Below are 14,198 nucleotides of genomic sequence, written 5' to 3'. Positions count from 1 at the left end.
ACTATTATTATTTAATTTAGCAGTTACTATTTTAGCATGGTAATTAAAGTAGATATAGCAAAAAATTAAAAACTATCGCCAAATCCCCCTTTTTATTAGCAGTTTTTGTGCTCGCTTTCCGCGGGCACTGCCTCACCATGTAATTTGCGGCGAGTGCTGTTCCCGCAAGAGTCTACCCAAATTACTGCTAATATTGTATGTTAAAATAAATCTATTGATAAAAGAGAGAATTTGAAATGATTGCTATTTCTAAATGAATTTCCTAATACTATAAGTGTATAGCAAAGGGGGATAAATATACTATGGTAGATATAATTAATAAAAAACTACAAAAACTGATGCCCATACTGACTCCTTTTTGTGTTGTAATTGGCATTCTTTTTCATTTCATTGGAGAACAGTTACTTTTTGTAGTTCCTTGGCTATTTGCTTTTATGACTTTTGCTGGAAGTCTAACTATGAGATTTAAAGATATCAAAGTGTTTATCAAACACCCATTTATTATTCTTTTTAGTATCGCTTTTTTACATATCCTCATGCCTGTTTGGGCATATTTTTTAACTCAAACAGTTTTTAACGATCATTTACTTACAATAGGTTTTGTAATATCTGTAGCTATCCCTACAGGCGTTACAAGTATTATTTGGATTAATATATGCAAAGGAGATTTTCCATTAGGTCTCTCAATCATCTTGATTGACACTCTACTAGCACCCATCATTTTACCTACCTTACTTTATGTACTAGTTGGAGAATCCATAAATATAGATACTATTTCAATCCTAAAAGGTTTAATTTTAATGATTGTTATTCCCTCAATATTCGGAATATTAGTAAATGAATTTTTAAAAAACAAATCATCTAAACTTAATGTTACTTTAGCACCATTTTCAAAATTAAGCTTTTTCGCAATAGTAATTATTAATAGTAGCGCCGTAACTCCATATGTTACAAATTTCACTTGGAATTTATTAGCCATTATATTAATGGTTTTCTTCTTAGCAGCAATAGGATATGCTCTAGCCTTAATACTAAGCCACATACTTTTCAAAAATACTATAATCACTACAACGTTAGTACTGATTGGAGGCATGAGAAACATACCAATCGGCATAATAATTGCTGTAACGTATTTCCCTAAAAAAGTTGCCATGCCTGTTGTATTTTGTATGCTTTTCCAACAAGTTTTAGCTTCTTTATTCGCAAAAGTCTTAGATAAATATCAAAAACAGTATATTTAGTTTGTTGATTTAGCAATGTTATAGGACAATATGGCAATGAAAGTAGACACATTGTTAGCAGTTTTTGTGCACGCTATACGCACGCATTGCCTCAGCCTGTAGTCTTCGGCTAGTACTATTCCAAGCTAATTTTTACTGTTATTAATATTTAAAAATGACGATGTGGCTAATGGAAACCACTGTTATTTAATAAAATCATCCAATAACGATAAATAAAACAAGCCTTAGGCGAACTGTTGCCTAAGGCTTGTTTATGTTTTGAAGCTATCTTTCAAGTATAGTTATTTTATTTATTCTTGTTTACGTTCACGCAATTTGATGACGAATGCAACTGTTACTGCAATCAACATTAAGAATAATAATGGCGTGATAAAAATAGATAATAGTAAACCATGCACCATAATATTGGCGAATTCAGTTAATAACTTGAAGAATAAAATACTAATCATAAATAACTGAATATAATAGAATTTATTTCTTAAATAATTAGTCAATGTTGTAAGAATATACGCTATCATAATTAACATTAACAGTAACAAGGTAATCCATTCTATTACATATTGTGTTTGTGAGATTTCCCAATCACCTGACACAAACAAACTATTTCTATTATTAAATTCGATAAGTGTAAAGAATAAAAGGAATGCACCGCAGAACAATTCTACATAAACTGTTTTTAGCCATTTAGGCTTTTTCATCCAATTTGGTACATCGTCCTCTTGAATATCGATGATGTCTTTCCATTTCTTCACAAATTTATCTTTTTTATTACGTATTTTTTCCATATCTACACTACGACGTGTTTTGCGTGTGAACTCTGTCGTACGATCTTGAATATTTTTCCAATGAATTTTAGTTTGGTTAGACATAGAATCTTTACTTGTTCTAGAAAGCTCAGGCTCTTCCTCACCAAGTTCTTGCTTAGTTAAAGGTAAAGCTCTTCTTAAGAATAAGAAATTCCAAATAGACATTTGTCCAAGCAACCACATAATTAAGAAGAATACGTTAATACTTAATATATCAATTGTTAAAATTTCATCACTTTCAATTCTGCTATATAGCACTAATTGCGTTAGCAAATATACTATCCCATAACTAAAAATAATCCATAAATAATGATATTTTCTATTGTGTGTATATAATTCATCTTTATATACGATATAACCAATATGAATTATAAAAGGGAAAATAAATAAAATTGCAAAAAAGCTATATACTTGCGTCATTAAAACGAGTGTTATTAAAAAATATAATATTCCTACTACTAAAAAGAAAATCGAAATATCATAATCATACTGAGTTGTACGATACAACGTCCACCCTAACCCAATTACTAATAAGCCAAATAGGATAATTACAATCGCACTTATAATTGGGAAATTGCCTATATAATTACTAACTACTCTTATAATTTCACTAAAAAAAGCGTTGAAAAAATCCCACACATTATGGATATGTAATTCTACTTTACCTTTACCATTTAATTTCTCTATTAATGGTAAATTGATGAGTATAATTATCCCCATAAAAAGTGAAACTATGCCGATAACATAACTATATAATATTTCGGCGTGTTTTTTTAGAAACGACATACCATTCACCTCAAAGTCATTATATATGAACATCTTGTTCTTGTCTTTATTAAACTCATTAAATAAGTCTCGAGTATGATATAAAACTGTATCATAAACAAATTTCCACAGTTCAACAAAATTCAAACTCATTTTTCGGATTATTTAACAATAACTTATTTTTACATTAATTTGCAATAACAATGACATCAAATTGTTTTAAATATTTTTTACGAGGTAAAAGTTATGTGTAACATCTTTTTCTATTAGTTTACTATAAGGAGTGTAGTATTATGACTAAAGACGACGTAAATAAAAAAGCAGCAGAGAAAGCTAAAGAAGTTGAAGATGAATTAAAAGAACAAAAAGAGCAGAATCAAGAGAATTCTGAGGAAACAAAGAAAAACATACAAGATATTTTTGACTAACAACATTTTAATTGTTACTGAAATTGTGATATTAACTGTATATAGAAAATGTGCTTGACATACTGTAGTAAAAGTCATACATTAAGTATAAAATAAATATTAATATTCGCACTAGGGGTGTTTTGTGACTGAGATGAGGTATACCCTCAAACCCTTTGAACCTGATCTAGATGAAAGCTAGCGTAGGAAAGTGCTAAATTATACTTTTTGACGATAGTACAGTATAGTTCTGCCCAATCTTACACGCGCAACCTTCTAGAGAGGTTGTGCGTTTTTTTGGAGGAATATTAAATGTCAAAAGGTTTAAAACTGTCAGAAATTTTAGTGACTGTCTTAATTGCAGTTGTATTCGCATTGATTTACAACATATGGAACTTTGTTTACAAAGCTGTACAGGTTTCAGGTTTACACATCGAAGAGTTAACTTATGGTGCTTGGTTTATGGCAGCAATAGTAGCTTATTTGATTATTCCAAAGGCAGGCATTGCACTATTAGCTGAGTTTGCTGCTGGTGCAGGTGAAACAATCGTCATGGGTCGCTTTGATATTGCGACAATGATTTATGCATTACTACAAGGATTAGCTTGTGAAATTATCTTTGCAATTTTCAAATATAAATCACGTACTGCTATGGTTGCGATGTTAGCAGGATTATTAGCTGCAATAGTAACATTACCTTTAGATTTTGCTTATGGCTATTTAGCTGAAATCGCAAGTTGGAATCTTGCTTTATACATTGGTTTTAGATTGATTAGCGGTATCATAGTAGCTGGATTATTGTCATATATTATCGTCAAAGCATTAGACCAGACAGGTGTTACAAGATTATTTCGCCCTTCTTCACAAAAAGATTATGACAATTTATAAGGAGTACTATACGTGTTAACTGCTAAAAATTTACGTTTAAAATATCCAAACACTGACCATAAAATTTTCGATGGTCTAGATATCAATATTAAAACAGGTGAAAAAGTACTATTATTAGGACCTTCTGGTTCAGGAAAAAGTACGCTTTTAAATGTATTAAGTGGCATTGTACCTGATTTGATTGAATTACCGATGAAATACGACCAGCTAGAAATTGATACTCATAGCGGTGTCATTTTTCAAGATCCTGATAGTCAATTTTGCATGCCAAAAGTACATGAAGAACTGGCGTTTATTTTAGAAAACCAACAAGTCCCAAGAGCTGAAATGGATGCTAAAATTTCAAGTGCGCTCAAAGCTGTAGATTTGCATGTCAATCCACATCAGTTTATAAGTCAACTCAGTGGTGGAATGAAACAAAAATTAGCTATCGCTGAAACACTGTTACAAAATGCACAAACGCTCTTTCTGGATGAACCTACTGCAATGTTAGATGAATCAGCAACTCAGGAATTATGGACTAAAATTAAAGCTTTATGGCAAGATAAAACCGTATTAATTGTAGAACATAAGGTTGCTCATATATGGGAACATATCGATCGTGTTTTACTCTTCAATTATGAAGGCAAAATTATTGCAGATGCACCACCGCAGATGATGCTACAACAATATGAAGATTTATTGACTGAATATGGTGTTTGGCATCCTAATGCTTGGTCACATGCCCCTAAAGCTATATTGAGTAATAATGATACTGTACAACAAGAGTTGTTCACTTTTATCAATGGTGAAATTAAGCGTGGTGCTAAAACATTAATAACAATTGATAAAATGTCAATTAAACCTAGTGAATTCATAACTATTACCGGGCCAAATGGTAGCGGAAAAACTTCTCTGTTAGAGTCCATTATGCAATTAATCAAATATCATGGCGACATGTATATTAACGATAAACGTATTAAAAAAATCAAAAACATGGCCCAATATAGTTATTTAGTCTACCAAAATCCTGAACTACAATTTATTACTAATTCGGTATACGATGAAGTGCTGCTTCAGTTCAATAAATCTGATAATGCAAATGCTAAACGTAAAACAAAGGAATTATTGCAAACGCTCAGTCTGGAACATGTTATGACACAACATCCTTACGAATTATCGATGGGTCAAAAACGTCGCTTAAGTGTTGCTACAGCCTTGAGTGCTGAAGCTGATATTATATTGTTAGATGAGCCGACATTTGGTTTAGATAGTCACAATACATTTAATCTCATCTCATTATTTCAACAACGTGTCACTGAAGGTCAAACTGTTATCATGGTGACTCATGATGCTGAAATTATTAATCGTTATGCTACAAGACGATTACATATAGAGCAACAACAACTTATAGAATTGTCAGGTGAAACCCATGTTTGAATTATGGAAAGTCCGCCATACTTTTATGGATGATGTGAATATCATTACTAAATTAATCATTGCCGTATTACTATTTTTCTGTGTCATTTTTGTGCATCAATTTGATTTGATGTTATATTTGGCAATATTCATGCTTATATTCCTACTAATATGTAATGGTGTACGTCTATATATCACCTTAATATTTGTTATGTTTACTCTGTTCTTCAGCCTGATATCTGCCCTATTCATGATTTTTTATGGTGATGGCACTCATGTATTATTCAAATTCGGTTTTATTCAAATAAGTAGCGAAAGTTTAATTCGTGGTTTACATTTGATGCTTAGAACATTAACAGTTTCACTATTTGGTATATTGATAGCTTTTACTTCACAAATTGTGATGATATTTTATAGTTTAATGCAACATTTGAAAGTAAAACCTAAAGTTGCATATGCCTTTATGGCGGCATTTCGAATGGTTCCATTAATGATAAGCTCATTAATTCAATTGCAACGTTCACTAAAAATGCGTTATCAAATGATACCAGCTAAAAACTACCGAGGTATTAATAGAATTAAACATTTATTGATACCATTACTCAGTCAAAATATTAGAAAAGCACATCAATTATCTGTAGCTATGGAAAAGAAAGGATTTCGAAGTGGTCCAAGAACGTATTATTATCATACGACCTTTTCATATAAAGATATTTTAACTTTTGTAGTTGTAATACTATGTATAGTATTAGCTATGCTAGGTGCTCACTTTTTCCCTATTACTGGTATTCATGATGTGAGAATTTCTAATATTTATTAACCGACCATTCGAACATTGATACCAGTTTAAATTAGCAAGTAACAGCAGCATTTAATTTTACTAATATCTAAAACCAAAAGGACCCATTCATCTAAAATGAATGAGTCCTAATTATAATGAGCTCTATACCTTTACCACATTTAATGACTAAAATTAAAAAACTACTAAACGTATTATCTCAGTGCTTTATTACTTATATCTTGACGATAAAACAAAGCATCACTGTTAATTCGTTTTACTGCTTGATACGCTTGTTCTTTCGCTTTATCTATAGACACGCCTTCGCCTAATGCCAAGATAACACGACCACCACTTGTAACATACTGTTCCTGCTGCAGCTTCAATCCACTCACAAAGTATGTGCCATCTAAATCAAATCCAGATACTAATTGGCCTTTTTCATAGCTACCTGGGTAGCCTTTAGAAGCAAGCATCACACCAACTACAGCATTGTCTTTCCATTTAAATTCAATCGGCGCCTTTTGCTCTAACTCAACAATATGTTGCATTAAATCGCTGTCCATTCTCGCCAATAATACTTGCGCTTCCGGATCACCAAAACGAGCATTAAATTCAATCACTTTTGGACCATCTGCCGTAATAATAGCACCAATATATAATACGCCAAAGAAAGGATAACCTTCATCATGCAAAGCTTTAGCTATTGGTTGTGCAATTGTTTCATTCGTTTGTTGCAAAATGTCAGCACCAATATGTGGTACAGGACAATACGCACCCATACCTCCAGTATTCGGTCCCTGGTCATTATCAAAAGCTCGCTTATGATCTTGAGCAATACAGTCAAAAGGTACAGCATAATCGCCATTAACAAAAGTCATCAATGAAAATTCTTCACCTTCTAAAAACGTTTCAAAAACTACTAAGCCCTGCTCTTCGGGATAAAGCGTTTCTACTCCACTTTGAGCCTGCTCTATGTTTTCAGCAATAATGACCCCTTTTCCTGCTGCTAAACCATCTTTTTTCAACACTATAGGATAGTCACACTGCTTAATATATTCTAGCGCTTGTGTTTTAGTGTCGATTTCCTTATAAGTTGCCGTAGGAATATTGTGTCTTTCCATTATTTGTTTAGCAAAAAGTTTCGAACCTTCAATTTGTGCTGCTGCTTTACTTGGACCAAACACTTTAATATTTTCTTGACGTAATTGATCAGCAAGACCTTCAGTCAATGGTTGTTCAGGTCCAATAATAGTCCACTCGATGTCGTGCGCTTTAGCAAATGCCACAATTTCATTATGCGCTGTTTCAGCAATTTCAGTATGCACCTCAGCTATATTTGTCATTGCATCATTGCCTGGAATAGCAAAGATATGTTTTACTAAATCAGATTGCTTCAATTTATGAGCAATTGCATGCTCCCTACCTCCTGTACCAATAACAAGTACATTCATTTGTGGTGTCCCCCTGTATATTAATGTTTAAAGTGACGCACGCCTGTTGTCACCATAGCAATACCATGTTTATTAGCCATATCGATTGAGGCTTGGTCTTTAATCGAACCACCAGGTTGAATTATTGCCTTAATACCATGTTGTGCAGCGAGTTCTACTGTATCATCCATTGGGAAAAAGCCATCTGAAACCATAACGACATCATCATTAATTTCGATTGCGCGCTCAATAGCAATTTGAGCCGAGCCCACACGATTCATCTGTCCAGCACCGATACCGACAGTTTGTTTCGCATTACTTAAAATTACTGCATTACTTTTAACAGATGCAACAACTTTCCAGCCTAATAACATTGCTTCCCACTGTGCTTCCGTAGGTGTCTCATTAGTTACTACTGTTATATCTTCACGCTTAATTGCCACATTGTCTTTGTCTTGAACTAAATAACCACCAGATACAGATACGACTTCTTGTTCATTTTTATCTAACGTCATATCAATTTCTAATAAACGGATATTCTTTTTTTGACTTAAAATCGATAATGCTTCATCTGTAAATTTAGGCGCAATTACAACTTCCAAGAAAATTTCATGTAATTTTGTTGCTAATGATTCGCCCACAGTATGATTTAAAGCGACAATGCCACCAAAAATGGATTGACTATCTGCTTCAAAAGTATGTTGAAATGCTTCGTCAATTGTATTACCAATACCCACACCACATGGATTCATATGTTTAACAGCTACTGCTGTAGGTTGCTGAAATTCTTTAACTAATGCAAGTGCTGCATCTGCATCTTTTATATTGTTATAACTTAATTGCTTCCCGTGTAATTGTTTAGCGCCTCCAAGTGTTTGCTTAGCATTCGATGTACGTACAAAATGTGCAGACTGTTGAGGGTTTTCACCATATCGTAGCGTTTCTTTACTTTGATTAAAGAATTCTACAATAGCTGCATCATACTCATTTGTATGTTCAAAAACTTTAACCATTAAGGACTTGCGATATGCGGCATCCAAATTGTCATTTTTTAAACGTTCAATAACTTCATTATAATCAGAAGGATGTACAATCGTCGTTACATGTTTAAAGTTTTTGGCAGCTGCTCGCAACATTGTTGGCCCACCTATATCAATGTTTTCAATTGCATCTGCTTCAGTCACATCAGGGTTAGCCACAGTTTCTTTAAAAGGATACAGATTGACTACTACCATATCAATTAAATCGATATCTTGTTCTTTTAACTGTGTTAAATGTTCTGGTTTATCACGATCAGCTAAAATACCACCGTGTACCGCTGGATGTAATGTTTTCACTCGACCATCCATAATTTCATCGAATTGTGTCAATTCGGAAATAGATTTTACAGCTACACCCGCTTCTTGAATAGCTTTCATAGTACCGCCAGTTGAATATAATTCATAATCTAATTCTGTTAATGATTGTGCGAATTCTACAATGCCTCTTTTGTTAGAAACACTTAATACTGCTTTTTTCATGTTATCTACACCTCTTATTGAATAATATCTGCAATGACTTTTGGATAAAGCTCATGTTCTAATTTTTTGATGCGCTCTTCTAATTCTTCTTTTGAATCAGTAGGATAAATTGGACACTGACGTTGCTCTATAATTTCCCCAGTATCCATACCACTATCAACATAATGTACTGTTGTTCCAGTAATATCATCCTCACTGGCAAGTGCTTGCCCTACTGCATCCTTACCTTTATATTTTGGCAACAATGAAGGATGGATATTTAAAATTCTTCCATTATATGCATTTAACATTTCAGTACCAATTAATTTCATATAACCTGCTAGAATAATCCATTCAACTTTTTCAGCAGTTAACCATTCTAAAATTTTACGTTCATAATCAGCTTTAGAGTCAAAATTTTTGAGTTCATTAATATGCACATCCAAGTTAAAATCTCTCGCACGTTCAATACAATATGCACTAACTTGATCCGTATATAGCGCTGTTACTTCGATATGTTCTAATTGACCTTGATGAATTTTGCTCATAATATTCTCAAAATTACTTCCAGAACCTGACGCAAATATTGCTACTTTAGTCACGCTTTAACCCCCGTTAATTGAATTGGTTCATCACCTGATGTAATCGTACCAATTTCGAATGCTTCAATATTATGTCGTTTAATGTGTTCAATTATCGCTTTACTATTTGCTGCATCTACTACAAGTGTAAAGCCAATACCCATATTAAAAATGTTATACATTTCTTCAGTACTAATCTCACCTTGCTCTTGTAACCAGTCAAAAATCTTAGGCGTAGGGAATGTTGTCACATCAATATTGGCAGTAACACCTTCTGGAAGTGCACGCGGAATATTTTCATAAAAACCACCGCCTGTTATATGTGTCATCGCGTGTACTGTATACTTTTTAATTACCTCTAATACTGGATTTACGTATAGTCGTGTTGGTTTTAATAATGTTTCTAAATATGATTCATCAGCTGTAAACTTATCCGTCATTTGAACATTAGCTTTAGCTATCAATTGACGGACTAAACTATAACCATTGGAATGAATGCCACTTGATGCTAAACCTATAATAACTTGTCCGGGTTGCACGTTTGATCCATCTATATAATCATCTTTTTCAACAGCTCCAACTGCAAAACCGGCTAAATCATATTCTCCTTCATGATACATTTCACCCATTTCAGCAGTTTCTCCACCAATTAGTGCGGTATGTGTTTCTTCGCAACCATCACTTACACCTTTTACAATTTGTTCGATGACTTCAGGAACGACTTTATTAGTTGCAATATAATCTAAAAAATATAACGGTTCTGCACCTGTCGTCAAAATATCATTCACACACATCGCTACTGCGTCAATACCGATCGTGTCGTGCTTATTATAATCTATGGCCAATTTAAGTTTTGTACCTACACCATCAGTTCCAGATACAAGCAACGGAGCTTTCATATTAAGTTGAGATAAATCAAAAGTGGCTCCAAACCCACCTAATCCACCTAGTACTTCTTTTCTCATCGTTCTTTTCACATGACTAGAAATACGCTCTACCGCTTCGTAACCTGCATGGATATCTACTCCAGCTTGTTGATATGCATTAGACATATTGATTCCCCGCCTTATCAAAGTATTGTGTATTTTGTGCTAAAAATGCCTTTTGTCGTTCACTCAAACTTGCAAAATAACGTTCTTCGTAATCATATAATCCAGCTGGATAATCACCAGTAAAACTTTCAACACATAAGCCATGATATGGTACATCCTCATCGATACCGATTGATTCTATAAGGCCGTCAACCGATAAATAAGCTAATGATTCTGCTTCAATATAGTCTTTAATTTCTTCTGGCGATTTATTAGCGGAAATTAATTCAGCAGTTGTCGACACATCAATACCATAAAAACTTGGGAACATAAATTCTGGAGAAGCTATTCTGACATGGACAGATTTTGCCCCTGCATCTTTTAATAAACGTACAATTCGTTTAGATGTCGTACCTCTTACTATTGAATCATCAACCATAACTATATTTTTACCGTGAACAATATCTTTTACTGCCGATAATTTCACGCGTACACCTTGTTCACGTAACTCTTGTGTCGGTTGAATAAACGTACGTGCAACATATTGATTTTTAATTAATCCCATTTCATATGGTAAATTCATAGCTTCAGCATAACCAGTAGCCGCCGACAATGAGGAATTAGGTACTCCTATTACCATATCAGCGTCCTCTACTGGACTTTCTTCAGCTAAACGTTTACCTGACATTTTACGTACAGCATGAACGTTTTTTCCTGCAATTGTTGAATCTGGGCGTGCAAAATAAATATATTCCATAGCTGAAATTGCTGTTGTTGTTTCTGTAGTATAAGATTCGACTCTAATACCATCATCATTAATCACTACATACTCACCAGCATGAATATCACGAACAAATTCTCCACCTAAAACATCAATAGCACATGTTTCACTTGCAATGACATATTCACCAGTTTGTAATTTTCCAACAACCAATGGTCGAATTGCATTTGGATCTACCGCACCATATAATGCATCTTTTGTAAGTAACGCAAATGTGAAACCACCTTTAATCGTACACAGACTTTCAGTTAATGCACTTTCAAAAGTAGGTTGTTTACTTCGTCTAATTAAATGCATAATAACCTCAGTATCAGACGATGAGTGGAAAATTGCGCCTTGTTGTTCCAATTCTTTTCTTAAACTTTGAGCATTAATTAAATTACCGTTATGACAAACACCAACGCTCATATCATAAAAATGATATAAAAATGGTTGAATGTTTTCGATACCTTTATTACCAGAAGTCGCATAACGTACATGACCAATAGCATGCTGATATCCTTGAAATGTCGCTAAATCTTGTTGTGATAAAGCTTCAGTGAGTAATCCTAATCCACGTTCACCAATTAAGTTTTGTCCATTTGAACAAACGATACCTGCACCTTCTTGTCCTCGGTGTTGTAAGCTTTGTAATCCCATATATGTTAAATGCGCTGATTCAGTATGGTTCCAAATGCCAAAAAGTCCGCATTCTTCATTTAATCCGTGGATGTCATACATTGAGAGATTGCTCCTTCCCATTGTGCCTTGAGCTCAGACACTTTGCGTTGAATTGTAACTTTATCGGTAGTCACTTCAAATGTCTCATCTTCTGTTAAATGACCTATTTTTACTGCATTAGTTAGGTTGATTTCTGCACCTTCTTTAGCAACAACAATATAACGACCTTGTGTTTCGCTAAATAATTGACTCTCTGTTAATGCTATTTGAGCAGCAATACCTAAATTATAATGCGCACTGATTTTAGCTAACGTTATAGCTAAGCCACCTTTACCAACTGTTTGTACATGAGCTGCCTGGCCTGTTCTTATGAATTGTTTTATCTCTTCGCCTTTAGCTACCTCTTCAGATAAATCAATGACTTCAGATTCATGATTTACCTCATTATAAATTAATTTCTCGATCTGACTTCCGCCAAAGTCATTACCTGTATCACCAACAACATATATTGCTTGTCCTGCTTTAGGTGTAAAGTCATTTAGATAGTCAATATCTTCAATTAATCCCACCATTCCTACTACAGGAGTTGGGAAAATGGAAGTCCCTTTTGTTTCGTTATATAGTGACACATTTCCTGAAACAACCGGAGTTTGCAAAATTTCACACGCTTCTGCCATACCTTTAGTTGAATCAATTAATTGTTGATAGATTTCTTTTTTCTCAGGCGAACCATAATTTAAACAATCCGTCATTGCTAATGGCGTTGCACCTACAGCAATTAAATTACGATATGCTTCAGCTACAACCATTTTGCCACCTTCATAAGGCTGATTAAATACGTAACGTGCTTCTCCATCAATAGTAGAAGCAATCGCTTTAGAAGTACCTTCAACACGTACAACTGAAGCTTGTAATCCTGGTTTCACAATTGTATTAGCACCAACTTGTTGATCGTACTGTTCATATAAATAGTGTTTTGATGCAATTGTTGGGTGTGCAATTAATTTATTAAATACTTCATCTACATCTATATCACTGTAGTCATTTGTGCTCGTATTATAGTCTATATGTTCACCTTCTAAAATATATACTGGTGCTTCATCAGCAAGTGGTTCTACCGGAATATCAGCATACACTTCATCTTCATAAGTTAATACAAAACGATCTGTGTCAGTCACTTCACCAATAACTGCACTATCTAATTCATGTTTGTCGAATAAATCTAAGAATTTTTGTTCTGTACCTTTTTCAACGACTAATAACATACGCTCTTGTGTTTCTGACAACATCATTTCATATGGTGAAATACCTTGTTCTCTTGTTGGTACTTGTTCTAAACGTAAGTGTAAGCCATTGCCACCTTTTGCTGCCATTTCAGAAGAAGATGATGTTAAACCAGCCGCACCCATATCTTGGATACCAACTAATTCATCAAATGTGATAGCCTCTAACGTTGCTTCCATTAGTTTTTTGCCGACAAACGGATCACCAATTTGCACTGATGGTCTTTTACTTTCACTATCTTCACTCAATTCTTCAGATGCAAAAGTCGCTCCATGAATACCATCTCTCCCAGTCTTTAAACCAACATAAATAACTGAATTTCCGATACCTTTAGCAGTTCCTTTTTGAACCATATCATGATCGATAATACCTACACACATCGCATTAACTAATGGATTGCCGTCATAACGATTATCAAATTCAATTTCACCTGCTGTTGTAGGTATACCAATACAGTTACCATAGCCTCCAATACCAGCTACGACACCGCGTAATAGTCGACGGTTTTGTTTTTCAGTCAATTCTCCAAAACGTAAACTATTTAATAAATTAATTGGGCGTGCACCTATAGACACAATATCTCTAATTATGCCACCTACACCTGTCGCTGCACCTTGATATGGCTCTACAGCAGAAGGATGATTGT

At 34.0% G+C, this 14,198-nt stretch carries 12 protein-coding genes and 1 riboswitch; of the genes, 5 read left to right on the top strand and 7 right to left on the bottom strand.

Annotated elements, in window-relative coordinates; genetic code table 11:
- The first annotated feature begins 302 nt into the window (after positions 1-302).
- Positions 303-1,241: a bile acid:sodium symporter family protein gene (locus CD036_RS05660; protein WP_021459045.1), complete on the top strand. Its 939-nt coding sequence runs from the start codon at positions 303-305 to the stop codon at positions 1,239-1,241.
- Between the two features lie 290 nt (positions 1,242-1,531).
- Here CD036_RS05660 and auxA read toward each other — a convergent pair whose 3' ends face one another.
- The gene (gene auxA, locus CD036_RS05655; protein ID WP_103388151.1) at positions 1,532-2,833 is read right to left on the bottom strand and encodes a lipoteichoic acid stability factor AuxA; all 1,302 of its coding nucleotides are present in this window, start codon (positions 2,831-2,833) and stop codon (positions 1,532-1,534) included.
- Between the two features lie 272 nt (positions 2,834-3,105).
- Between auxA and graF the strand changes: the two genes are divergently transcribed.
- The 4 genes from graF to CD036_RS05640 all read left to right on the top strand — a co-directional run bounded on the left by graF (position 3,106) and on the right by CD036_RS05640 (position 6,325).
- Positions 3,106-3,240, top strand: coding sequence for a glycopeptide resistance-associated protein GraF (graF, locus tag CD036_RS13220; protein ID WP_021459046.1), 135 nt, complete (start codon positions 3,106-3,108; stop codon positions 3,238-3,240).
- Positions 3,241-3,343: 103 nt separating this feature from the next.
- Positions 3,344-3,446: riboswitch (TPP riboswitch) on the top strand.
- A gap of 85 nt (positions 3,447-3,531) precedes the next feature.
- Positions 3,532-4,107 (top strand): ECF transporter S component, encoded by a 576-nt coding sequence (locus tag CD036_RS05650; RefSeq protein WP_002510855.1) that lies wholly within the window; start codon positions 3,532-3,534, stop codon positions 4,105-4,107.
- Between the two features lie 12 nt (positions 4,108-4,119).
- Positions 4,120-5,526 carry an ABC transporter ATP-binding protein gene (locus tag CD036_RS05645; protein ID WP_103388150.1) on the top strand — a complete coding sequence of 469 codons (1,407 nt, stop codon included), beginning with the start codon at positions 4,120-4,122 and terminating at the stop codon, positions 5,524-5,526.
- Positions 5,519-6,325 carry an energy-coupling factor transporter transmembrane component T family protein gene (locus CD036_RS05640; protein ID WP_002510857.1) on the top strand — a complete coding sequence of 269 codons (807 nt, stop codon included), beginning with the start codon at positions 5,519-5,521 and terminating at the stop codon, positions 6,323-6,325. Before CD036_RS05645 ends, CD036_RS05640 begins: the two co-directional genes overlap by 8 nt.
- A 173-nt stretch (positions 6,326-6,498) precedes the next feature.
- Here CD036_RS05640 and purD read toward each other — a convergent pair whose 3' ends face one another.
- The 6 genes from purD to purL form a co-directional block, all read right to left on the bottom strand.
- Positions 6,499-7,737 (bottom strand): phosphoribosylamine--glycine ligase, encoded by a 1,239-nt coding sequence (purD, locus tag CD036_RS05635; RefSeq protein ID WP_021459048.1) that lies wholly within the window; start codon positions 7,735-7,737, stop codon positions 6,499-6,501.
- A gap of 20 nt (positions 7,738-7,757) precedes the next feature.
- The gene (gene purH, locus CD036_RS05630; protein ID WP_103388149.1) at positions 7,758-9,236 is read right to left on the bottom strand and encodes a bifunctional phosphoribosylaminoimidazolecarboxamide formyltransferase/IMP cyclohydrolase; all 1,479 of its coding nucleotides are present in this window, start codon (positions 9,234-9,236) and stop codon (positions 7,758-7,760) included.
- Positions 9,237-9,250: 14 nt separating this feature from the next.
- Positions 9,251-9,817 carry a phosphoribosylglycinamide formyltransferase gene (purN, locus tag CD036_RS05625; RefSeq protein ID WP_002510860.1) on the bottom strand — a complete coding sequence of 189 codons (567 nt, stop codon included), beginning with the start codon at positions 9,815-9,817 and terminating at the stop codon, positions 9,251-9,253.
- Positions 9,814-10,848 (bottom strand): phosphoribosylformylglycinamidine cyclo-ligase, encoded by a 1,035-nt coding sequence (gene purM / locus CD036_RS05620; RefSeq protein ID WP_103388148.1) that lies wholly within the window; start codon positions 10,846-10,848, stop codon positions 9,814-9,816. The genes purN and purM overlap by 4 nt, the downstream gene beginning before the upstream one ends.
- Complete coding sequence (gene purF / locus CD036_RS05615; RefSeq protein WP_103388147.1) at positions 10,841-12,328, bottom strand: amidophosphoribosyltransferase; 1,488 nt, start codon at positions 12,326-12,328, stop codon at positions 10,841-10,843. Before purF ends, purM begins: the two co-directional genes overlap by 8 nt.
- A partial coding sequence (purL, locus tag CD036_RS05610) for a phosphoribosylformylglycinamidine synthase subunit PurL (protein WP_258027390.1) occupies positions 12,307-14,198 on the bottom strand: 1,892 nt, incomplete at its 5' end. The genes purL and purF, both read right to left, overlap by 22 nt.

Source organism: Staphylococcus arlettae, from assembly GCF_002902345.1.
Taxonomy (GTDB): domain Bacteria; phylum Bacillota; class Bacilli; order Staphylococcales; family Staphylococcaceae; genus Staphylococcus; species Staphylococcus arlettae.
This window is presented reverse-complemented; position numbering and strand designations above follow the sequence as displayed.